20 protein-coding genes are annotated in these 21878 nt (G+C 53.4%); 8 read left to right on the forward strand and 12 right to left on the reverse strand.

Translation table 11 applies throughout. From position 1 onward, the window contains the following. Positions 1–20: 20 nt before the first annotated feature. From AC27K1_RS15810 to AC27K1_RS15845, 8 genes are all read right to left on the reverse strand, one after another. Positions 21–734, reverse strand: a complete 714-nt coding sequence (locus tag AC27K1_RS15810) for an electron transport complex subunit E (protein ID WP_487151787.1) — start codon at positions 732–734, stop codon at positions 21–23. After that, positions 721–1383: an electron transport complex subunit RsxG gene (rsxG, locus tag AC27K1_RS15815; RefSeq protein WP_487151788.1), complete on the reverse strand. Its 663-nt coding sequence runs from the start codon at positions 1381–1383 to the stop codon at positions 721–723. Before rsxG ends, AC27K1_RS15810 begins: the two co-directional genes overlap by 14 nt. Before the next feature lie 2 nt (positions 1384–1385). Further along, positions 1386–2447, reverse strand: a complete 1062-nt coding sequence (gene rsxD / locus AC27K1_RS15820; protein WP_487151789.1) for an electron transport complex subunit RsxD — start codon at positions 2445–2447, stop codon at positions 1386–1388. 2 nt (positions 2448–2449) lie between these two features. Then, a complete protein-coding gene (gene rsxC / locus AC27K1_RS15825; RefSeq protein ID WP_487151790.1) occupies positions 2450–4789 on the reverse strand; it encodes an electron transport complex subunit RsxC in 2340 nt (779 codons plus the stop codon). Further along, on the reverse strand, positions 4786–5385 hold the full coding sequence (gene rsxB, locus AC27K1_RS15830) for an electron transport complex subunit RsxB (RefSeq protein ID WP_487151791.1): 600 nt from the start codon (positions 5383–5385) through the stop codon (positions 4786–4788). The genes rsxC and rsxB overlap by 4 nt, the downstream gene beginning before the upstream one ends. A gap of 10 nt (positions 5386–5395) precedes the next feature. Then, positions 5396–5980, reverse strand: coding sequence for an electron transport complex subunit RsxA (gene rsxA / locus AC27K1_RS15835; protein ID WP_487151824.1), 585 nt, complete (start codon positions 5978–5980; stop codon positions 5396–5398). A gap of 359 nt (positions 5981–6339) precedes the next feature. Beyond that, entirely contained in the window at positions 6340–8313 is a 1974-nt protein-coding gene (locus tag AC27K1_RS15840) for a choline/carnitine O-acyltransferase (protein WP_487151792.1), read from the reverse strand. Positions 8314–8427: 114 nt separating this feature from the next. Then, positions 8428–9423, reverse strand: a complete 996-nt coding sequence (locus tag AC27K1_RS15845) for an MBL fold metallo-hydrolase (protein ID WP_487151793.1) — start codon at positions 9421–9423, stop codon at positions 8428–8430. 190 nt (positions 9424–9613) lie between these two features. Here AC27K1_RS15845 and AC27K1_RS15850 point away from each other — a divergent pair, with 190 nt between their 5' ends. Next, the gene (locus AC27K1_RS15850; RefSeq protein WP_487151794.1) at positions 9614–10084 is read left to right on the forward strand and encodes a Dps family protein; all 471 of its coding nucleotides are present in this window, start codon (positions 9614–9616) and stop codon (positions 10082–10084) included. Between the two features lie 68 nt (positions 10085–10152). Here the strand turns inward: AC27K1_RS15850 and AC27K1_RS15855 are convergent, their stop codons facing one another. Continuing rightward, positions 10153–11034 carry a DMT family transporter gene (locus AC27K1_RS15855; protein ID WP_487151795.1) on the reverse strand — a complete coding sequence of 294 codons (882 nt, stop codon included), beginning with the start codon at positions 11032–11034 and terminating at the stop codon, positions 10153–10155. A gap of 122 nt (positions 11035–11156) precedes the next feature. Between AC27K1_RS15855 and AC27K1_RS15860 the strand changes: the two genes are divergently transcribed. Together AC27K1_RS15860 and AC27K1_RS15865 are read left to right on the forward strand one after the other, a co-directional pair. Continuing rightward, positions 11157–12089 (forward strand): LysR family transcriptional regulator, encoded by a 933-nt coding sequence (locus tag AC27K1_RS15860; protein WP_487151796.1) that lies wholly within the window; start codon positions 11157–11159, stop codon positions 12087–12089. 132 nt (positions 12090–12221) lie between these two features. Beyond that, a complete protein-coding gene (locus AC27K1_RS15865; RefSeq protein WP_487151797.1) occupies positions 12222–12821 on the forward strand; it encodes an FMN-dependent NADH-azoreductase in 600 nt (199 codons plus the stop codon). Between the two features lie 794 nt (positions 12822–13615). On the opposite strand, the gene AC27K1_RS15870 is transcribed toward AC27K1_RS15865, so the two are convergent. Further along, positions 13616–13885: a hypothetical protein gene (locus AC27K1_RS15870; protein ID WP_487151798.1), complete on the reverse strand. Its 270-nt coding sequence runs from the start codon at positions 13883–13885 to the stop codon at positions 13616–13618. Positions 13886–13914: 29 nt separating this feature from the next. On the opposite strand from AC27K1_RS15870, the gene AC27K1_RS15875 reads away from it, so the two are divergent. After that, positions 13915–15453, forward strand: a complete 1539-nt coding sequence (locus tag AC27K1_RS15875; protein WP_487151799.1) for a hypothetical protein — start codon at positions 13915–13917, stop codon at positions 15451–15453. Between the two features lie 292 nt (positions 15454–15745). Beyond that, entirely contained in the window at positions 15746–16081 is a 336-nt protein-coding gene (locus AC27K1_RS15880) for a PBPRA1643 family SWIM/SEC-C metal-binding motif protein (RefSeq protein WP_487151800.1), read from the forward strand. Positions 16082–16490: 409 nt separating this feature from the next. Here AC27K1_RS15880 and metG read toward each other — a convergent pair whose 3' ends face one another. After that, positions 16491–18563 (reverse strand): methionine--tRNA ligase, encoded by a 2073-nt coding sequence (gene metG / locus AC27K1_RS15885; protein WP_487151801.1) that lies wholly within the window; start codon positions 18561–18563, stop codon positions 16491–16493. A 264-nt stretch (positions 18564–18827) separates the two neighbouring features. Continuing rightward, positions 18828–19352 carry a hypothetical protein gene (locus AC27K1_RS15890; protein WP_487151802.1) on the reverse strand — a complete coding sequence of 175 codons (525 nt, stop codon included), beginning with the start codon at positions 19350–19352 and terminating at the stop codon, positions 18828–18830. A 285-nt stretch (positions 19353–19637) separates the two neighbouring features. Between AC27K1_RS15890 and AC27K1_RS15895 the strand changes: the two genes are divergently transcribed. From AC27K1_RS15895 to apbC, 3 genes are read left to right on the forward strand one after another with little or no spacing between them, the layout of a single operon-like run. Continuing rightward, positions 19638–20072 (forward strand): DnaT-like ssDNA-binding domain-containing protein, encoded by a 435-nt coding sequence (locus AC27K1_RS15895; RefSeq protein ID WP_487151803.1) that lies wholly within the window; start codon positions 19638–19640, stop codon positions 20070–20072. Then, positions 19978–20718 carry a replication protein P gene (locus tag AC27K1_RS15900; protein WP_487151804.1) on the forward strand — a complete coding sequence of 247 codons (741 nt, stop codon included), beginning with the start codon at positions 19978–19980 and terminating at the stop codon, positions 20716–20718. The genes AC27K1_RS15895 and AC27K1_RS15900 overlap by 95 nt, the downstream gene beginning before the upstream one ends. A 40-nt stretch (positions 20719–20758) precedes the next feature. Further along, positions 20759–21865, forward strand: a complete 1107-nt coding sequence (gene apbC, locus AC27K1_RS15905) for an iron-sulfur cluster carrier protein ApbC (protein WP_487151805.1) — start codon at positions 20759–20761, stop codon at positions 21863–21865. Positions 21866–21878 lie beyond the last annotated feature (13 nt).

The following is a 21878-nucleotide window of genomic DNA, read 5'->3' on the forward strand; positions in this document are numbered from 1 at the left end:
TTTCTCTTCATTGGGACAGTCTATTGTATTGTACCTGTAACGCGTACTCGCTTACTCCCGGCCTGTGGTTTTTGCTGTCTTGCCAAGGTATAGGCGTCAATCCTTGTATCCAGAATGTTTTTGAATGCAATCAGAAAACCCATGAAAACGAATGCGCCGGGCGGCAGAATTGCAAACAGGAATTTCTTGTAATCGGGTATGATCGTCATTTGCCAGTTCTCAGCAACCGGCCCAAACAGCAGGTGCATATTGGCAAAGAGCGTGCCCTGTCCTACCAGTTCCCGTAAGCCGCCCAGTAAGACCAGCACCAGCGTAAAACCGGTACCCATCATGAAGCCGTCCAACGCTGCCGGTGCGATAGCGTGTTTTGATGCGTAGGCATCTGCACGGCCAAGAATGATGCAGTTGGTCACAATCAGCGGGATAAAGATGCCCAGTATTTTGTACAGTTCATAGGTGTACGCCTGCATCAGCAGCTCAACGCAGGTGGTCAGTGAGGCAATCACCATCACGAAAACGGGCAGGCGGATTGCTTCAGTCATCTGTCGTCTGAACAGGGAGACTGCGATGTTGGAAAACGTCAGAACTGCAATCGTCGCGATGCCAAGGCCCAGTGCGTTCACGACACTGTTGGAGACACCGAGCAACGGGCACAGCCCCAGTAGCTGCACCAGTGCCGGGTTGTTTTTCCACAGGCCTTCCAGGGCGATATGGCGTGGATCAGTGCTGGCCATGGGGTGACTCCTTCAGGCGTTGAAGCCCGTTGGTAAACAGTGCGCTATGGTATTGCTCAAAATAGTCCAGGCTGCGGCGTACGGCGGCAACAACCGCTCGCGGGGTGATGGTTGCACCGGTAAATTGATCAAATTCACCACCATCCTTGCGTACGGCCCAGCCTTCCCCGGCAGGATTATTTATAGACTTGCCATTGAAGCCCAGGATCCAGTCGGAGATGCGGGTGTCAATGCCATCGCCCAGTCCGGGGGTTTCCTTGTGGGTAATGACTCGAACGCCGGATATCCGACCGTCGGCGTAAATACCGACCAGCAGGGCAATGCGGCCACTGTAACCGTCTGGTGCGACCACCGGCAGGATGATGGCCGTTGGTTTGTCCTTCAGGAACGCGACGTAGGCTTCAGGGGGCTGAACATAAGGGCCAAGGCGCTCAGGTTCCGGCAGTTTGACGCGGGTATCCAGCAGACTGTTGTCAAATGCTTTCGGTGGCAGTACTTCGTGCAGCGCCTTTTCTTCGCTGGCGCGCACCTGGTTGGCAATCTGGTCACGTGTCGCGTACCAGGTCAAGGCTACGAGGCCCGTGGTCAATACCGCAAATAGTCCAAGGGTTAGACTGTTTTTACTGATGGTTCGAAAGAGTGCCGTCATGGTTATTCAGACTTTGCCAGCCCCCGTTTCGGTTTTTTGTGTCCGTAAGTACGGGGCTGGGTGTAGTAGTCAATGGTGGGCGCCGCCATGTTCATCAGCAGCGTGGCAAAGGCGACACCGTCAGGGTAGCCGCCCCAGGCGCGGATGATGTACGTGATCAACCCAACGCCTAAGCCGAAAATAAAGCGTCCCCTGGCGGAGGTGGCGCCGCTGACAGGGTCGGTAATGATAAAAAAGGCGCCCAGCATGGTAGCCCCGGAAAACAGGTGGAACCAGGGGGAGCCGTTGGATTCAGAGCCGGAACCGCCCCAGAACACCAGGGACATGACGAACAGGCCAGCCAGCATGCCCAGCGGTGCATGCCAGGTGATGACTTTCCGGTACAGCAGGACAAGGCCGCCGACAAGGAAAGCCAGGTTAACCCAAAACCAGCCGATGCTGCTCATGCCCGTCAGTTGTGGTGTGCTTTCCCACAGTTCCGTCATCGTCAATGAGCGGTTTTCCCGGACAACGTCCAGGGCGGTGGCCAGTGTCCAGCCGTCAACCGCCACGGGACTGTTGTCCGGTGTGAAAATCGCGCGGAATGCTTCGCCTGAACCGGTAATGGCAGGATGGCCTTCAATACCCACAGGGGGAGCCCAGCTCGTCATCTCCTGGGGAAAGGAAATCAGCAGCAGTACATAGCCCAGCATGGCGGGATTGAAGGGGTTATAACCCATGCCACCGTAAAGTTGCTTACCGATTGCGATGGCAAACACCGTTCCGGTCAGGGTAAGCCACCAGGGGGAGAAGGGGGGCAGGGCCAGTCCCAGCAGCAGGGCAGTTACCAGGGCAGAGCCGTCTTTCAAGTAGAACGACAGTGGACGTTTGCGAAGGGCAAGTATTGCCGCTTCTGTCACCAGGGCAACCAGTGAGCACCAGGCAACATTGATCAATGTGCCCCAGCCAAAGAAAAAGGTCAGGGCAAACAGGCCGGGCAGGCTTGCAGCCAGTACCCATTGCATGACCCTGGGCGTCTGGTTGGCGCCGAGGGTATGGGGTGACGTTTGTCGTATCAGCGCCATAATTATTCCTTCGGCAGTTCGTTCGTGGATGCCTTTTGCGCGGCTTCCTGCTCAAGACAGGCTGACAGTGCTGCATCCGCCTGTTGTGCCTCGGCCTCTGCCGTCTTCAGTGCCTGTTCCAGGGCTGCTGTCTCATCATCGGAAGCATTCTCCAGCGCACGCCGGGCTTTCTTGACCTTGGCCCAGGCCATGGCGCTCTCGATTTTGTGCTTCTTGGCGGCATCACTCAACGGGGCGCGTTTTGGCTTGGCAGGCTTCTCCTCAACAGGAGACGTTGTCTCGCTGGTGGCAGGTTGAGCCAGTGCCTGTTCACGTTCGGCCAGTATCTGGCGACAGTGTTCGACTTTCAGCTTAAGCGCTTCAGTCTGATCATTGTCAATTTCCAGTGCTTCCGCCAGGGAACGCTCGGCCTTGCGGAGTTCGGCGCGGGCCATAGCCAGTTCAATCTTCAGCTTCTTCTGATCGTCACTAAGGGGCGGTTTGGACGCTTTCTCTGCAGGTGGTTGTGCGTCTGAAGTAGCTGCCGACTCATTGGTGTCTCCCGCACGATCAAAATCCTGCTGCAGTTGTGCCTGTTGTTCACGCAGGCGATCAATATCTGCACGAAGTTTAGCGGTTGTTTCCGACTCGCTGTCGTCCAGCTGAGCGAGGGTTCGCTCGGTTTTCTTCAGTTGGGCATTGATCATCGAGAGCTGTATCTTCAGCTCTTTCTGCTTAGGGTTCAGTGTTGGACGCGCCTTGCGTACAGGCTCGCTCGCGGGTTGTCCGGCAGCCGCCTGCTTGCGCGCTTTTGCCCGTTCAATCGCGGCCTGGATAGCATCCTGTTTACCCGCATCCATTGTGGTTTCAGACGGTTTGGCCGGAGCTGATTTCTCGGCTTCCCGTGCTGCCTTGAGCTGGGCGGCGCGCTCAGCGTTGGCTTTGCGTTTCGCTTCCTTTTCTGCCGCTACACGTTCCAGACGCTGTTGACGGTTTTCAAAGCGGCGCTTGGATTGTTCGGCCTTTTCGTGTTTTGCCTGCTGTAACCGGATCTGGTCCTTGCCGGCACGGAAATACTGTACCAGCGGAATCGTGCTGGGGCAGACATAGGAACAAGCGCCACACTCTATGCAGTCAAACAGGTTATGGTGTTGAAGCTGGTCGTTATTGGCGGCTTTTGCATGCCAGTAGAGTTGTTGTGGCAACAGGGAAACCGGACAGGCGACGGCACAGTCGCCGCAGCGAATGCAGGCGCGGGCGGGGGGCGCTGCCGGGAACTCCCCGGCCGTACCGGCAATCAGGCAGTTGGTGGTTTTGATGACCGGGATATCGGTACTGTCCAGGGTGAATCCCATCATGGGGCCGCCCAGGATCAGGTTGTTCATCTCGTTCTGCCTGAGACCGGCAAAGGCCAATAGATCCTTTGCCGGGGTGCCGATGCGTGCTTCAACGTTTTGCGGCTGTGCCAATGCATCCCCTGTCAGGGTGGTGATGCGCGAGATCAATGGCCTGCCCAGGATGACGGCGTCATGGATCGCGGCGATCGTTCCGGTGTTGTAGCAGAGAATGCCGATATCGACCGAGCGCGCATCGCTGGGAACTTCCTGTCCTGTCAGCAGGTAAATCAGTCGTTGTGCGTCTCCGGACGGGTATTTGGTCGGTACCGTAACCACCTGGTAAGCGCGATCCCGGCAGGCACGTTCCATCGCTCTGGCGGCCTCGGGCTTATTGTCTTCAATACCAATGAGAACCTGCTCCGGATGCAGCAGGTGGCAGAGGATATCAATACCGCTGACAATGCGATCGGCATGTTCACGCATCAGCATGTCATCAGCGGTGATGTAAGGTTCACACTCGGCGCCGTTGACGACCAGGGTATGAATCTTGTCTTCATTCCGGGACGCCATCTTGACGGCAGCAGGGAAACCGGCGCCACCCAGGCCGACGATGCCGGCGTCGTAGATGCGTCTAACCAGCGCCTGATGATCTATCGTCGTATAGTCCGGTTCCGGAAAGAGTTCGCACCAGCGGTCCTCACCATCACTGGCCAGCACGATACAGGTTTCGGTCAGCCCGGAGGGATGGGGCACTTTACGGGATTCAATGGCCGTGATGGTGCCAGAAGTCGGTGCATGTACCGGCGCGCTGACAAAACCGCTGGCACGGGCCAGCAACTGCCCTTTCAATACACAGTCACCGACCTTGACCAGCGCCTGGGCCGGTGAGCCGGAATGCTGGTTCAAGGGCAACACATACTCTGCAGACAGCGGAGGTGTAGCGATGGCTGTCCGGGTTGATTGCTGCTTGTTTTCCGGTGGGTGAACACCACCCGGGAATTCGTGAATAGTGATCAGGTTACTCATGCAGCCTGATCCCCCGGTCCGGACGCGGGCCGGCGGTCAGTGGCGATCAGTTGTTCCGGTGGAACGGGCAGGCTCCATGCCCAGCTTTTTGTTGTCACTTCAAGCGGTACCATATCGATACAGTCTACAGGGCAGGGCTCGACACAGAGGTCACACCCGGTGCACTCATTGACGATAACTGTGTGCATTTGCTTCGCGGCGCCAAGGATCGCATCCACGGGGCAGGCTTGGATGCACTTGGTGCAGCCGATACACTCGTCTTCCCGGATGTAGGCGACCATGGGTGGTTTTTCGGTGCCGTGTTCGCCATCCAGGGGAACAGCTTCGACATCCAGCAGGTCTGCCAGTGCGTTGATGGTGCTTTGACCACCCGGTGGGCAACGGTTAATCGCCTCGCCGTTGGCAATAGCTTCCGCATAGGGGCGGCAGCCGGGATGACCACACTGGCCACACTGGGTTTGCGGTAGCAGTTCGTTGATCTGGTCGACGATCGGGTCGCCTTCCACCTTGAATTTTTCTGAGGCGAACCCTAACAGGGCGCCAAAAACCAGGGTCAGAACCAGCAGGGCGAGAATCGCGGTAATGATGATATCCAACAACGCCCCCTTACAGCTTGATCAGGCCGGTAAAGCCCATGAAGGCCAGGGACATCAGGCCGGCGGTAATCATACCGATGGCTGCGCCGCGGAAGGGAACCGGTACATCAGCCACGGCGATCCGTTCACGCATGGCGGCAAACAAAACCAGTACCAGTGAGAAACCGATGGCTGCACCGAAACCGTAGGTGGCCGAATCCACAAAACTGCTGTGCATACGGTTGCTGTTCAGCAGGGCGACACCGAGCACGGCGCAGTTACTGGTGATCAACGGCAGGAACACGCCCAGCACCCGGTAGAGGAGCGGACTGACCTTTCGTACCACCATCTCGGTAAATTGAACGACAACGGCAATCACCAAAATGAACGACAGTGTCTTGAGGAACTCCAGTCCCAGCGGAATCAGGATGTATTCGTAGGTGATGTAGCTGCAGATGGACGCCAGGGTGAGCACAAAGGTGGTCGCCATGGACATACCCATGGCTGTTTCCAGCTTGTTGGAAACCCCCATAAACGGACACAGCCCGAGAAACTGCACAAGGACAAAGTTGTTGACCAGTATTGCGCTTAACAGGATAAGCGACAGCTGGGTCAGGGTTTCGGTCATGACTCTCACCGATAGCTGCAAGGCAGCCGGTATCTTACCGGGCTGCGACAAGCACTGTTTACCTTCACGTCGCAGGAACTGACGACGCGGCTCCTGGTAACAGTGCACTTTATTATATGGCGACCCGCGCCTGAGGCGGTCTATTATCCGGCAGGGCGTTATTCCATACAATAGCGGTTGGTTATCTGATCAAGCATATTTGGTTATATACTTATGGGTGTTGCGGGTTACACTGCCAAGGTTGAACTGTCTATAGGCAGATGATTTTCCAGCCGCGAAATTATAAGGTTTTGAATGAAAAACACCAGTGGTCGGTAGGCTTGCCCGTTGTACAAGTGAGCAGGTTGTTACGAAACGCTGCTGGAAATGGGGTGCAGTGCTTTTAACTCTTCAATAACTTGCGTGAAAACGCGCTCAAATTTCTCAGCTATCACCTTGTTTTCCTCGTTATAACTGATCGTCGAGCGAAACGCATTATTATCAGGGTAGTAGGCAATTCCGAGTCCATTGTCTTCTACGGGGCCAAACAGGAAGCGCTGGATAGACGGAGATACCACGCAGGACGTTGACAGAGTATTGGTAGTGATCAAAGCCTTGAACAAGGGATTTTCAAACAGTCCGGGCTGTTCAGAAATACCGAGTTCCTTGCCAAATTTTTCCCAGATTTTCCTTAGTGCGAACAGGTGTCGGACAATCCCCTTACATGTTTTGCAGGCTGCAATTTTTTGACTGTGTTTTTCTGCGGCTTTTTTAAGCAGTTTTTGTTTTTGTTCGAGGGTTGTGTGCGGATCCTTTAATCCATTAGCCAGAGCTATCGCTTCGGGTGACCAGCTTCGCAGGCATTCTGTACGGCCCAAATGAAGGTGACGCATGGCGACCGCTTCATAGGTTGGCACCATGGATTTCCAGACACGCCAGGCCGCTACCTGGATGGCTACCTGGTAAAAAGAATCCGGGCTGATTTTGTAATGCTCTTTCAGGGAGCTGCGTCCAATGCCAGGGATGTTTGTTTCCTTAAGATGTGTCTTTTGGATGTTTTCTTTAAAACGTGAACGTTGTGTTTCAATCGTTTCCTTGAGTGACGGATTAATATCCCAGTCCAACTTCTGCGGGGTGGGTTCCAGGTCGCCTTCGTCCGGTGTTTTAGTACTGAGGTTTTCGTTGATGCGATTGAAAAGAGGGATGTGAGCATCAGCATCAGCCGGTGTGTGTTCAAGGACGGCGCCGATTGTGCCATTGGTTTGCATGGTAAGCTGCACCGTTTTGTCAAACCAGCGATCGTTGCCATTCCCAGCCAAAAGTTGGCGGGCGGCAGGGTCGGGATTGTCATCCTGTGCATTGGCTGCCTGATCCCTGTCAAGACAGACGCAGCAGAAGGCGTTGTCAACCTGTTGCATAAGGCGAACATTTTTGTCGCTGCCCTGAAGAAGCTGCGTCTGAAGTGTGGCACATGTGTCTCGATCTACAGCGGTCAGAGGTGTCAGGTCAACCGTTGACCGAGTGGGCATCTTAGTCTGCAGTAAGGCCAGCTGTTTGGCCAGGTGAGAGCGCTTGATTCGATTGCCGTTTTTGTCGGCAATTTGCAGGGTGTGCATATGGCCACCGGATAGCACGAGAATATGTTGCTCTTTATTGCCTGGGGCTACCTCTTGTGTGCAATGTTTCAGAAAGTCCTTGCCCTTGGCTGGTTTACGATTGTTGAATAACCTGAAAACCTGATCCATGCAAACAGGATGCTGTTTCTTGTCGCGTGTCGTGTACGTGTCCTGCGGCAGCGTTTCCGTTTGAATCAGGTCATGGTGTTCATAAGCCGCGAGTATTACATCAGCCAATTGTTCATGGGCTGGTTTGCTACGCCATGTGCTTTTGTCGAATTCGACGGCAAAGCTGACATTGATGGGGGTCGCATCTCTTGTCGTGAGATACATTTCATCCCAGAAAGGTTTCAACCATCCATCCGGTTGCCTGGACTGGTCCAGCAGTTTTTTCTGAAGCGCCTCGGCATACGTTTGTGTGAAATCGTCCCGATCTTTTTTGAAGATTGGCAGCTGTTTTTTCAGCTGTGAATCAATTGCTGTGACTTCGTCAGCCATCGTGTCCAGTTCCCTGAACGTATCGTCCAGATCCGGCACACCCCAGAGTGGAGGTGTCTTGTATTCAACCTTGGTGATCTTGCGAGCCCCTGATGACGTGTCTGGCGCCAATGATCCGGCTGAGGCTACCGGTGAAAACCCCGGTGTTTTTTCAGGGTGTGTTGTTTTGGCCTGGTGCGAATCTGCTTGATATTCACTGCGTGGGATGCTTGATTGTCCAATTTCCATGGCGATGCTATCTACCTGTTTGTTCCGATATAAGAGATGACAGCTGAGAGTCGCGGAAGTTCTGACAATGTTGACAGGCCGGGTAAGGCTATTATCTACGCAAAATGAGTGTCTTTATCGTTGTGGTTTACGTAAAGACAGTGTTTTTGTCCGTCCCAGCAGGAAAGTATCGAAATCGTCGGCAAGAAACAGCGTGCCGGTAAAAAAGCGTTTCGCTTCCTGTTCGACTTCGTTAAGGGATCGGCTATTGCGGGTAGTCGCGCCTTTGATGGTCTGATACCGGGGGCTGAAATGCGTCAGGATCAGGTTGGGCAGAGACGTGTCGGCACAGGTTTGCGCCACCTTTGCGGCCGTGCTGTGTTGTATTTTGACCGCCAGCTGTTGGTAGACCTCTTCGGTGTAAGTGGCTTCATGTACCAGAAGATCGCAATCCTTCAGGTACGACGCCAGCCGTTTTGGGTCTTCGTTATCGCCTGCAATGATCACGATTCGACCGGGTGTGTCAGGCAGGCAGTAACTGGCGCCTGATACGGTTCTGCCATCATCCAGTGTGAGGGTTTCCCTGTTCTTTAATCGGCCGAAGAGTGGCCCTTCCGGTATGCCGTCAGCAATCGCCAGTGATTTATCAAATGCACCCGGGAAGTCAGGTTCCTGAATGTGAAACGCAAAGCTGGTGATGTTGTGCTTCAGGGGAATAGCGGTAATGGTGTGGTTTTGCCAGCTTTGCACGCCGCCGTCATCGGATAGTTCGATAATCTCAAGCGGAAAATCCAGTGTCAGTTGAGAGTGGAGCATGACGGCTTCAAGCATCGCTTTCAGGCCTTTGGGACCAATGATCGTTAATGCCTGATACTCAGGCGAGAGCGTCGTCATGGCGCGGCTGGCCAGTAACCCGGGCAGACCATAACAATGGTCACCATGCAGGTGCGTAATCAGTATCAGCCCCAGTCGTGCGACGGACAGCGGGCATCGCAGCAGGCGGTGCTGGGTACCTTCACCGCAGTCAACCAGTATCCACTGACGTACCTGCTCCGGTTGCAGGGCCAGCGCAGTCACATTACGGTGCCGGGTCGGTACGCCGGCGGAAGTACCCAGGAATGTCAGTTCCATGAAGGGTCGGTTATCCAGAAAAAATGTAATAGTGGTGATCTTACACTGACAGCTTGGCGAGCGTCGTCAGCCGTGTCTGAGTTATAAGAAAACCTTATCAGATAATTAATTTTAATTTATTAGCAGTGATGCCTCTTCAGGCATATCTTTCATTTCAACCAACCCATTGGATGAAATGAGGAACGTAACCATGAACAAGAACCTGATTGGTCTTGAAGTGACTCAAAGTGCCAGCATCGCTGAACAGCTGAACCGTCTGCTGGCCAGCTACCAGGTGTTGTATATGAACAGCCGCGGCTATCACTGGAACATCCGGGGCGGAAACTTCTTCCAGCTGCATCAGAAGTTCGAAGAGATTTATACCGATCTGCAGAACAAGGTGGATGAGCTTGCCGAGCGTATCGTGACCCTGGGGCATACACCTGAGCACAGCTTCACCGGTTACCTGGAGCACAGTGAGATTGCCGAGCATACTAATGTGACGGATGGTAAGGCCTGTGTCAGTAACCTGGTGGATAGTTTCAGCAAGGTATTGGTCAAGCAGCGTGAAATCATGTCCATGGCCAGTGACGCCGGTGATGAGGGTACAGTAGCGCAGATGTCCGACTATATTCGTGAGCAGGAAAAACTGCTGTGGATGCTGAATGCTTATCTGCAATAGCGTGTTACTGATGAATAAAAAGCCCGCTTGCCTTTATGGTCAGCGGGCTTTTTATTATGAGCATATTGTCAGGCAGTAACTCTTTCGGCCCTGGAGAAAACCTGGTTGATGGCGACAGCGGATAAAATCACAGCCAACGCAATCCAGGTGGTACCCGGCAAGATTTCATGATTAATGGTTGCTCCCAGCAGTACACCAAAGAGAGGAACCAGGTAGTTACTGAAGGACGCAAAGACCGGTCCTGCCCGCTGAATCAGCACCATGTACAGGAAGTAAACGACACCAGCACACATCAGGCCCAGGTAAACAACGGCTGTAAGGCTTTCAGTACTGGGCGACAGGGTGGTGGGTGGCACAATGATGCTGGCAATCACCAGCAGCTGTGATGCCGCAGCAACCAGGACATTCCGTGCGACCATCAAAGGGTGGCTCCCTTCAATACGCTTGAGCATCAGTAGTGCAATCGCAAAACTGCCCGAGGCGGCAACGATGGCCAGTGCACCGATCAATGAACCGTTGCTGCTGCCAGCGATCAGCTGCGGATAAAACAGCAGCAGCAGGCCGGCAAAGCCAACCACGACACTGGTAATGCCTGTCAGTGTGATACGTGCACCGGCAACCAGCAGGGGCGCCAGCAGAATGGTAAAGAAGGGAATGGTGCCCATCAGGATGGCGGCAACGGCGGTATCCATATACTGCTGTCCCCAGGCCACAAGGACAAAGGGCAGGGTTGCTTCAAGGAAACCCACCAGGTGATACATTTTCCAGTTGCTTTTTTCGCTCTTGAGGTTGAGCAGGCGGCAGACCAGCAGCAGGGTCAGGCAGCCAACCAGTGCCCGGCCGGCACCGACCCAGACAGCCGGCAGGTCAGCCACAGCCATCTGTTGGAACAGGAACTGAGAGCCCCAGATCATGCCAATACCCAGCAGAAACAACAGATTCTTAAACATAACATTTATCCATACGCATTCTGCGCGCGATGATAGTGCGCCTGTAATAATGAATAAAATGAATACTCGGCATTGTGATATGCTTGATTTCGATAGCATTGTTTGCCCGAGAAGTACCTGCCATGACCTCCCTGTTTCATCGCTTCGACCTTAACCTGTTGCGGATTTTAGACCTGCTGATGCGCGAACGCAGTGTCAGCCGGGTGGCGCGGCAATTGCACCTGTCCCAATCAACCATCAGTCATTCACTGGCCAGGCTTCGGGAAGGGCTGGGCGACCCATTGTTTGTCTCAACCCGCAGTGGCATGTTGCCGACGCCGCGGGCGCAGGCCATGGCGCAGCAGATTCGTGAGTCCATGCAGCTGTTGGAACAGAGTCTGGAACGTGAGCCGGATTTTGAGCCGGAAACCAGTCAGCGGGTATTTCGGATTGCGGCGGGCAGTTACTTTGAACTGATCATCCTGCCATCATTATTAACACGGCTGGCTGCGGTGGCGCCGGGTGTTCGGCTGGATGTATCAGAAATGTCGGCCAGTGATTACGAGCATGAGCTGGAGCGGCATCATGTGGATCTGGTCATTGGCTTTGAGCAGCCTGTGCATTTGTCAGACAAATTGTCCAGTTGCCCCTTTCTGACAGAGCAGCTGGAAATCCTGTCTGCCAGCCAATTAGCGAAATCGGAAGATGAACTGTCACTGGAGCATCTCCGTGAACGGGCCTTTATCTACCCATCCCCCTGGGGGCATAGCCAGGTCATCATGGACGACTGGTGTCGACAGCGAGGTATTGAGCGTAACGTAGGCATTCGAGTACCGGGATTTATTGCCGTACCCCCCTTGTTACAGGCTGGCGACTGGTTGGTCGCCTTACCGGCTGCCGTTGCCCGCTATTTTGCCCGATACTATGGCTTTCATGCCCACACCTTACCGGATAACCCGCCCTGGTTTCGTCATATTATTGCCTGGCATCCCGTGCAGGCTGGCGACAAAGGGTTGCAATGGTTGCGGACTCAGTTGCTGACGGTGGCAGAGGATCTGGCAATGACGGTGAGTTAATCAGTCTTTATTTTCGAATTAATAGAAAGTTGTGTCAGATATTGTGTGATTTTAAATAGAAAAAAACGATAGATAATAGAAAGTGTGACATCCAATACGACCCTCAATGAACCGAGTCAGGGAGCTACAACGATGAAACTGCTGCAGATTAACGCCGGGATTTTTGGTCAGGACTCCCAGTCCACACAGCTGGCTGACCACTTTGTCAGCGAATGGCAGGCCCGTAACCCGGAGGGGGAAGTGGTTATCCGGGATTTTGCGGAGGAGCCCGTGCCACATCTGGATGGTTTCCGTTTCGGTGCCTTCCTTGCAGCGCCAGACCAGCGGACGCCGGAACAGGATGCCGTTGTCGCTTATTCAGACCAGTTGATAGAGGAAATCCGCCAGGCAGACACGCTGGTGATTGGATTGCCCATGTATAACTTCAACGTGCCATCGACTCTGAAAGCCTGGTTTGATCATATCGCCCGTGCCGGTGTCACCTTCAAGTACACTGAAACTGGTCCGGTCGGCCTGCTGGACAGTGCTACCAAGGTACGAATCGTGGCAGCCCGTGGCGGGATGTACCAGGGGACGCCGAAAGATACCCAGACAGATTATGTGCGTATGTTTCTTGGTTTCCTGGGACTCACTGATGTGGAATTTGTTTATGCGGAAGGTTTGAGTATGGGCGGTGACAGTAAGGAAGAAGCCCTACAGAATGCAAGGGCACAAATTGCGAACATGCTCTGATTGATTAACAACAGTTATCTACTCCAATGTGTTGACAGCAATGCTGTTGAAGGCTTTAACGCAGGCTACCCCCGTCCTGCGTTTTTTTTGGAATGGATAAACTGTTGTGAATACCTGTTTATTTTTTTTCAGCGAAAATTCAGTTTTGTCATTACTGCCTCAAATATTGCTAACAACCGTGTTTGTAAATAGCGCAACAGGGGTGATTCCTTAAAACGTTGTGAACTTAATTTGATCGGCAGAAGTCATAACTCTCGGTGAAACACTGTTTATTTATTCAGATTCAGGAATTGGCCTGTCATCCATGAGTCAGTTTTTACATTTGGATTTTATTAGGCAGAGTGTTTTGGCTCGCTCAATACAACAGGAGTAGTCGAGTATGTTTCCAGTAAATCGGGGTGGCTATAATCAAAGACAAGGGGGCTATCATCCTAATCAGTCATTGGCTCCAGACCCTGGAGGCAGGAGGGATCAACCTTCTCACGATAACGGTATATATCAACAGCAAGCTGCCTCTTATCCCCATGCTGTACAACCCCGCCCAAGTATTGAACCACTACTCCTGCCATTAATGATGGGTCAAAGGACAAGTACGCCGCAGATGCCTTTGACGCAAAGGCAGTCCGCGCCATTCACGCCTCGTGGTAGTTCAGGGTCTATTCTTGGTCAGCACCCGCAGTTACAGGCAATGCACCTTAGGTCGTCTATTTCCCCGGTCCAGCAGCCCGCCAATGTAGGGCAAAGGCTTCATGGTTTGCTGCAACCAGGTCACCATCAGGCTTTAAGGGCGCAGTTTATGCCTTCACAACAATATGTCGGTTATCCTTTAGCGCAGCCTGGGGAGGATCCAGCTTTGCATCCGCACCAGGCCCGGGAACCTTCAGGGAGAACAAGGGCCAGAGCCCCGCGCGGTAGGAAAAAGTCTGCCGCGCCTTCATCAGGACAAGCCCAGCAACCCGTTCGCTTACCACGAATCTATCGACACAGGACAGAACAGGTTTCCAGTCCGTATGGATTTTATGAAGAAAGCCACGTTGAGACATTTCAAGGTTATGGTGATCCATCAGATGTCTTGGCAGGAGCCGGTTTAGCAATGCATCAATCGGCAAGCAGTGCTCATAGCAGCTTTTCTTTTCAGCCAATACCTGAACAGCTGGCTGGCAGAGAAAAGCTGCAAGCTTCTTCTACTGACACATCATTTATCCCAGAGGTTCCCATAACGACCAGCGAAAGAGGGGAAGTGTCGTTTTCCCCGGAAATCAAAAAAGCCAGGATAGTAACTACTGAAGCCGTAGATACCCACTCTCCAATCGCAGCTGGTGTTTCAGTTGAGCTGCAGCCTGTTACAGAACGTCAAGAGATAATAAACTCGGCGTGTGAAATTGCCAGATCTCAAGTAATGACTGAATTTGGAAGGGTTCAGTTATATTATAGAATTCCGGTAAAAGAATCACTCACGGCCTTCATGAAGATGATGTCGGAGGAAATGCTATCGTCGCCAGTTGTGAGTCGGTCAGCGACTGTCAGCGGATTACCTACTGGCACAACTGAAAAGAGCGATACTGGTTATCAATCAGGCATACAATCGCAATTAGATGAAAGCGCAGGGTTGCCTCTGGAGAAAAGCGTCAGCCCGACACAGCATGAAGAAGCTGCATCAATTAAGGAGGCTGTCAGCCCAAATATTTCTTCTGCTATTGAACCAACGTCGCACGAATATCATCGGTCATCGTCTTATACGTCGGGAGAATGGGGTGACGATGATCAAAAAAAACCTATTAAAAAGAGAACGGTTCAAAAAATGAAGAAGATGTCTGAACCGGAAGCTGGTTCGTCTTTACCCCAATGCCAAACCGCGACAGAACGATCGGAACCGCTAATAATACAACCATCCGAAACAACAAGCTTGCCTGGCACTGGTATTACTCAAGAACTTTCCGAGCTTAAGTTAAGAGCGAGAGCGTTTTTAGAAGTGGGAACGCGTGCTAAGCAAGATGAATCGATGATGCAGTCTGAACAAGGCATTGTCGAAGAAGAACCAGATACTGCCACGGCAGATGAGGGTAAACCTAAAAAAGGAAAGGGTAAAAGAGGAAAGGGTAAAAGAGGAAAGGGTAAAAAAGGCTCCCAAAAAAAACAAACCTCACAACCTTCAACGTTGCGGGTGGAGCAAGAGCAAGTCCGGGGGGAGCAAACTCGGGTACCAATTTTAAGACTGCGTCGTGACCCTGTAGCAGATACATTAGAAAAAAACAAAGACAGGCATTCCCCCAGGCAAGAGGAGCAGGCCAGTGTTTCAGGAACAACAGGTGATTCTACACAAAGTCCAAAGTTGAGAGCGCTTTTGGCTAGTTCGGAGGCACCAGTCAGAGAGCCCGAACAACCATCTTTTCTAACTCAAATAGAAGCAAGTGCTGGTGGTTCGGGGCGCGAGGGGCAGGAGCAACCTGTTGCGGGTTTATCCCATGAAGCGCCACAGCATCTTTCAGGAGCAGGTATGGGGGGAGCGGAAACTCAACCATCGGAAACTGCTATGGATATATTGGCGCGGGCATGTGCAATAAGCGATGTGCCGGTTTCTTCAGAAAGTCGTCCCGGTAGTGGCGCGTCGTATGCTGAAGAGGAGAAATAAGCAGCGAAATTAAGTTTTCTATGCTTGATGATTATCAATCAGCATGTCGTTACATTAATGCTGAGTACTTATATGACATTAGTTAGTGACTTTCTGGCGCCAAAAATAAACTTAACATTTGAATGTATAAATGCGGATAACAGGCAAATAACGAGGAGGTCATATCACGCAGCACGTTTGAGGTTTTTCAATGGTGTAGATACCCTTATTTATCCGCCATCATTATCGCAGATGCTTCCTGTAAAATCCTGTATAATGCACCATAATTCACTTGCAAAGTACCCTGAACATTATGTCCAAGTTTTTTTACAAAGGTAGCCGCGTCAATATGCCGGACAACCGCGGCACCGGATACACCTCCAAAAAAGTGGTTCGCGTAGGCACAGAGACCAGTCCGGCCAAAGTCTCCGTTCAGACTGAAGAGCGTGAGGAAGAGTTACTGGCACTCGCCAAAGCTCACAATGTCGTGGTTGATATCGTTGTATCTGAGGAAGAACCAGAGGATACCCGTCAGCTTGACGCCCTGCTGAACACGGCAACCACCCAGGTCAACGAGAAGCTGCCCTCGCGTAACGATCCTTGCCTGTGCGACAGCGGGAAAAAGTATAAGAAGTGCTGCGGCGCCTGAGTCAGGCTGTCCGTTTCGCTCAATTGCTGTAGAAGTTCAAATCTGAACTTCTACAGACCAATACCTGATATTGACTTTCTGGCAGTCGCTCTCCCGCCTCGTTGTAACCTATTCTGCTTTCTGGCGTTGGTTGATAACTTTTAAATAATTCATGAATAGAGTTTTCAATAATTAATAAAAATCTGGATTAATTATCGATTTGATAAAGATGCGTCTTCTATGCTGGTTTTATTGATTCAATATTCTTTTCTGAATACAGATGAAGCTCGATCAGCCTGAATGGTATTCAGGATCATATTTTATTAGCGGTCGCACAGATGCTCTGCTGCATTTTTAAGAGATTGAACAAGATAATAAATCAAAGGGAGGTCTAATTAGCGATTAGCCTCCCATAGACGTTATCTCTGAATTACATCACCCGCATGCCTGGCTCGGCGCCATCGTGAGGCTCAAGGATCCACAGGTCAGCGCCACCAGGGCCGGCAGCCAGTACCATGCCTTCGCTCATGCCAAACTTCATTTTTCGTGGCTTCAGGTTGGCTACCATAACCGTATGTTTCCCAACCAGGGCTTCCGGGCTGTAAGCGGCTTTGATACCAGCAAAGACATTGCGAGTCTCGCCGCCGATATCCAGGGTGAGCTGGATCAATTTGTCTGCGCCTTCCACCTGTTCGGCATTGACGATTTTGGCAATGCGCAGGTCCACCTTGGCAAAATCACCAAACTCGATCTGTTCGGCAATGGGCTCTTCTTTCAGCCACTTGCCGGCGTTATCTTCGACGGTTTCGTCTGTGGGCGCTTCGGTCTTGGCGTCGGCCATTTTTAAAGCCTCCTTACTGGCGTCAATCATCCCGTTGACACGGTCGCTTTCAACGCGGGTCATCAACGGTTTGAACTTGTTGATCTTATGGTTCAGCAGCAGGGTCTGGCTGTCATCCCAGTTCAGTTCTCCGCACTGCAGGAAGGCTTCGGCATTTTCTGCCATCGCCGGGAGTACTGGCTTGAGGTAGATCAGCAGCAGGCGGAACAGGTTGATGCCCGCGGTGCTGATGTCGTGCAGTTCCTGATCTTTGCCTTCTTCCTTGGCGATGACCCAGGGCTTGACCTCGTCAATCCAGGCATTGGCCTGGTCAGCCAGCGCCATGACTTCACGCATGGCCTTGCCGAATTCCCGGTTTTCATAGTGCTCGGCGATGGTTTCACTGGCCGCCATGAAGGCTTGGGTCAGTTCCGGAGCCGCGTCGTTGGCGGACAGCATGCCGTCAAAGCGCTTGTGGATGAAGCCGGCGTTACGGCTGGCGATATTGACCACCTTGCCGACCAGGTCACTGTTCACCCGCTGGACAAAGTCTTCCAGGTTCAGGTCCAGGTCATCAATCCGGCTGGAGAGTTTGGCGGCGTAGTAATAACGCAGGTATTCCGGATTCAGGTGATCCAGGTAGGTCCGCGCCGTGATGAAGGTGCCGCGGGACTTGGACATTTTCTCGCCATTCACCGTCAGGTAGCCATGCACGCTGACCTTGGTCGGGGTGCGGTAGTTGGCGCCGGTCAGCATGGCGGGCCAGAACAGGCAGTGGAAGTTGACGATGTCCTTGCCGATGAAGTGGTGCACTTCACAATCACTGTTGACGTTCCAGTATTCGTCGAAATCCAGGTCGTCACGACGGTTGCACAGGTTCTGGAAGCTGGCCATGTAGCCGATCGGGGCATCCAGCCAGACGTAGAAGTATTTGCCGGGTGCGTCAGGAATCTCGAAACCGAAGTAGGGGGCATCGCGGGAGATGTCCCAGTCCTGCAGGCCAGCGTCCAGCCACTCGGCCAGTTTGTTGGCAATTTCGGGCCCGATGGTGCCGCTGCGGGTCCAGTCTTTCAGGAAATCCTGAAAATCGGTCAGTTTGAAGAAAAAGTGTTCGGATTCCTTGTCGACCGGTTTGGCGCCTGAAATCGTGGAAAAGGCGTTTTTCAGTTCGGCCGGCGTGTAGGTGGCGCCGCATTTCTCACAGTTGTCGCCGTACTGGTCCGGTGCGCCACACTTGGGGCATTCACCCTTGATGTAGCGATCCGCCAGGAACATCTGTTTTTCAGGGTCGTAGGCCTGGATGATGTTACGGGTGGCGATATGACCCTTGTCGCGCAGCGCCTTGTAAATGGACTCGGACAGTACCCGGTTCTCGTCGGAATGGGTGCTGTAGTAGTTATCGAATTCGATGTGGAATTCGCCAAAATCCCGGATACGCTCCCTGTTGATCAGTGCAACGGATTCTTCCGGTGTCATGCCCTGCTTTTCGGCATGCAGGCTGATGGCGGTGCCATGGGCGTCATCGGCACAGACGTAGGTGCAGGTGTGACCACGCTGCTTCTGGAAACGCGCCCAGATATCGGTCTGAATGTACTCCACCAGGTGGCCCATATGCAGCGGACCGTTGGCATAAGGCAGGGCACTGGTGACAAGAATTTTGCGTTTTTGACGTTGATCAGACATGGGAACTCAGCGTGTCTCCGGTCATCGGTGGGCGCACCAGGCGCAAAGCCGCCATTATATGCCGCAGCGAGCAGGCACGGAAACCGTTGTTAGCCGTAAAGCCGGTTTCCGTGTGACATCGGTGAGTCGATCGTTGACATTATGTCAGCTGGAGGATTACCTCAGCGGAATTTCCAGGTGTTCCCGAACCGATGACTCGTCACCCCAGTCTGTCAGCATTGGGAGCAGGGGTGCCGGTTAAACGAACAAGCGTGTCAGTGTCGCTTACCATAGCAGAAGCTCAAGATGCTCGCGCACGGATGCCGAATCACCCCAGTTACCGCTCATGGGTAGCCACGGGCCAACGCTCATGCGGCCATCGACAACGGAAAAATCCACCGCGATATGACAGATAGTCCTGTCGAGATAAAACGTTGCCGGGACGCGAAAATAGTCTGTGGTTGAGGCATGGCGTACACGCCCAACCCCCTGGAACCTGAACGGGTAATCGATGGCAGGTTCTCCTTCTTTGGCGACCTCAGCCGGTGCCTGTGCGATCACGTTGCCGAACGCGTCATAGCCGTTAATGCCATGGACTTTAAGGTACGTAGGGCCGCCATCCCACAGGAACCGGTAATGGTATACACCTGCAGTAAAGCGATAATAATTGGAGCCATCGTGTTCAACGCGAATGGTGACATGGTCTGCCGAGGTTTCCTGGGTGGGTGGCAGGGCCAGCAGGTGGGGGGATTGTAATTGGATGAATACGATCAGTATTGTTGCTCTCAGCCAGTCTGAATAATCCTTCATCAATATCCCTGTGTCCCGTGGTTGAGGATTGTCCGGTGAAGAGTGCCTTTACGTAGAACGCCATCCATATGACATTAGACACGATGCCCCCTTAAAGGTTCCTGCCATATATCCCATGGAAGACAATGCTTCAAAAGCATTACGTGTGGGGGCGAAAGTCCGGGGGAATGCCCTCGTCGGGAAAATACTATGGCGCTGGGCTCATCCTGCACAGTAAACTTACCGTTTAGAGTTAAAGTAACAGTCAAGGCGGCCGGGAGTGTTGCCAGGGGTTATGGTTTACTGATGTCAAAGGGCTACAAGGCACCGGGCCGCAGGGCCTATGAGCAGGACAAACCGCTGTTCCAGATCATGGATGAGGCCGGTGATGACTCGCCGACGCATCCGGTGTTTGCTGAGAACCGCGAAGTAAGAGAGGGCGCCCGGGTGCAACCCCTGCCGGAAGACTTTGAGCCTGACTCAAGGTATATTCAGTTCCTGCAGCTGCACCACGGCATTCCGCCGGAATTTACCCTCGCCCAGTTGCCGGATTTCAAGCTGTACTGGCTGGAGACGGGCGAAGCCCGCAAAGCCTGGCAGAACCGTTTCAAGAACCATGTCATTTACCAGTGGAGGCGTCAGCAGAGTGAAGGAGGCCGGGAAAGTCATCGATCAACAGCTGAAAAGCTCACTGACACGAGCTGGTCAGACGCGTACCGAATCGACCTCGACGAAGACTGAGTCAACAGTTCGTCCGGGGCGCGAGCATGAGTACGCCATCAATACCCTGTTCACCCTGCTGGAGGACGCGTTTCCGCTGAAATTCCGGCGGGCGTTCCCCACGGCGGAAGACCAGGCGCGGGCCAAAAGCGTCTGGCTGCAATCGCTCAGGGAGTTCAGTCCACGCCGCATCCTCCGGGCTGCCAAGAAAGCCATTGATAACACCCGTTTCTTCCCCGATCTCGCGGATATCCGGGAGTTGTGCAAACTGCGTTTCGATGAGTACGGGCTGAAGGAACCGCTGCAGGCGTATTACGAGGCCTGCAATGCACCTTCCCAGACCCGGGATTACGGCTGGTCACACCTGGCGGTTTACCTGGCCGCGCGGGAGACGGGCTGGTTTATGGTGCGTGGTGAACCCCAGGAGATTGTTTTCCCGGTTTTTGAACGTAATTACGAGATTCTTTGTAACCGGGTTCTGGATGGGGAAGACCTGGAAGCGGGCATTACCCGCGCCCTGGAAAATACGCAGAATCGCTCCCGTTCGGAGCAGGCGGAAGAAGCTGCCCTGAAGCAACAGCAAAGCCTGATGAAAGAGCAGGGGATCGATCCGAAAGGCGGGCGTGCGGCGTTCCTGTCCATGAAGGAACAATTGAACAAAAGCTGAATGGTGAGGGAATCCTCTCCGGCTCAATACGGGAATAGGTATGTCGGAAGTCATCAACAAAACTATGATTGAGCAGGTGCTGCGACAGTACCATGACCCCTACCTGGGGATGGACCTGGTCGCAGCCGGTTGTGTCCGCGATATCACGATGGATGGCGGACAGGTCCGTGTGGATCTTTTCATGGGGTATCCCTGTGATGGGCTTTCGGCGGGTATTACCCGGATTCTTCAGGATTACCTGGAAGACCTGCCCGGTGTGACGTCGGCAGAGGTGAGCCTTGCCTGGCATGTGGAAGCCATGCCAACCCAGGGGGACCTGCCTGCGATGTCGGGGATTCGTAATATTATTGCCGTGGCTTCCGGTAAGGGGGGCGTTGGCAAGTCGACCACGACCGCCAATCTTGCCCTGGCGCTGGCAGCGGAAGGCGCCCGTGTGGGTGTGCTGGATGCCGACATCTATGGTCCCAGCCAGGGATTGATGTTTGGTATCGCCGACGGGCTGCGGCCGGATGTCATCACCGAAGGCGAACAGCAGTTCTTTCTTCCCATTGAAGCCCATGGCGTTCAGGTGATGTCCATGGCGTTCCTGGTGACGGAAAATACACCGATGGTCTGGCGTGGTCCGATGGTCAGCGGTGCCCTGCAACAGCTATTGACCCAGACACGCTGGGATAATCTGGATTACCTGATCGTCGACATGCCGCCGGGGACGGGAGATATCCAGCTGACCCTGGCGCAACGGGTGCCGGTGGCGGGCAGTGTAATCGTCACCACCCCACAGGACCTGGCGCTGCTGGATGCCCGCAAAGGCATCGAGATGTTCCGCAAGGTGGATGTACCGGTACTGGGGGTTGTGGAAAACATGGCGACCCATACCTGTACGAACTGCGGTCATACGGAACACCTGTTTGGCGAGGGCGGCGGCACGACCCTGGCCGACGAATATGATACCGAGCTGCTGGCCTCCCTGCCGTTGACCCTGCGCATTCGTGAACAGGCTGACGGTGGCAACCCTTCCGTGGTTGCCGAACCCGACGGTGAGATTGCCATGATCTACCGTGAGCTGGCCCGTCGAATGGCAGCAAGACTTTCTGTCAGAAACCGTCAGGCGCCGGCAGCGCCGACCATCAGCATCAGTGATGATTAAGGAATTGTGAATC

Source organism: Kistimonas ophiarachnellae (genome assembly GCF_057552235.1).

Excerpts from the sequence above, each read along its gene's own strand:
- AC27K1_RS15810 (WP_487151787.1), bottom strand. The coding sequence starts at position 734 with ATGGCCAGCACTGATCCACGCCATATCGCCCTGGAAGGCCTGTGGAAA.
- rsxG (WP_487151788.1), bottom strand. The coding sequence starts at position 1,383 with ATGACGGCACTCTTTCGAACCATCAGTAAAAACAGTCTAACCCTTGGA.
- rsxD (WP_487151789.1), bottom strand. The coding sequence starts at position 2,447 with ATGGCGCTGATACGACAAACGTCACCCCATACCCTCGGCGCCAACCAG.
- rsxC (WP_487151790.1), bottom strand. The coding sequence starts at position 4,789 with ATGAGTAACCTGATCACTATTCACGAATTCCCGGGTGGTGTTCACCCA.
- AC27K1_RS15840 (WP_487151792.1), bottom strand. The coding sequence starts at position 8,313 with ATGGAAATTGGACAATCAAGCATCCCACGCAGTGAATATCAAGCAGAT.
- AC27K1_RS15845 (WP_487151793.1), bottom strand. The coding sequence starts at position 9,423 with ATGGAACTGACATTCCTGGGTACTTCCGCCGGCGTACCGACCCGGCAC.
- AC27K1_RS15850 (WP_487151794.1), top strand. The coding sequence starts at position 9,614 with ATGAACAAGAACCTGATTGGTCTTGAAGTGACTCAAAGTGCCAGCATC.
- AC27K1_RS15855 (WP_487151795.1), bottom strand. The coding sequence starts at position 11,034 with ATGTTTAAGAATCTGTTGTTTCTGCTGGGTATTGGCATGATCTGGGGC.
- AC27K1_RS15860 (WP_487151796.1), top strand. The coding sequence starts at position 11,157 with ATGACCTCCCTGTTTCATCGCTTCGACCTTAACCTGTTGCGGATTTTA.
- AC27K1_RS15865 (WP_487151797.1), top strand. The coding sequence starts at position 12,222 with ATGAAACTGCTGCAGATTAACGCCGGGATTTTTGGTCAGGACTCCCAG.
- AC27K1_RS15870 (WP_487151798.1), bottom strand. The coding sequence starts at position 13,885 with ATGGATCACCATAACCTTGAAATGTCTCAACGTGGCTTTCTTCATAAA.
- AC27K1_RS15875 (WP_487151799.1), top strand. The coding sequence starts at position 13,915 with ATGCATCAATCGGCAAGCAGTGCTCATAGCAGCTTTTCTTTTCAGCCA.
- AC27K1_RS15880 (WP_487151800.1), top strand. The coding sequence starts at position 15,746 with ATGTCCAAGTTTTTTTACAAAGGTAGCCGCGTCAATATGCCGGACAAC.
- metG (WP_487151801.1), bottom strand. The coding sequence starts at position 18,563 with ATGTCTGATCAACGTCAAAAACGCAAAATTCTTGTCACCAGTGCCCTG.
- AC27K1_RS15890 (WP_487151802.1), bottom strand. The coding sequence starts at position 19,352 with ATGAAGGATTATTCAGACTGGCTGAGAGCAACAATACTGATCGTATTC.
- AC27K1_RS15895 (WP_487151803.1), top strand. The coding sequence starts at position 19,638 with ATGTCAAAGGGCTACAAGGCACCGGGCCGCAGGGCCTATGAGCAGGAC.
- apbC (WP_487151805.1), top strand. The coding sequence starts at position 20,759 with ATGTCGGAAGTCATCAACAAAACTATGATTGAGCAGGTGCTGCGACAG.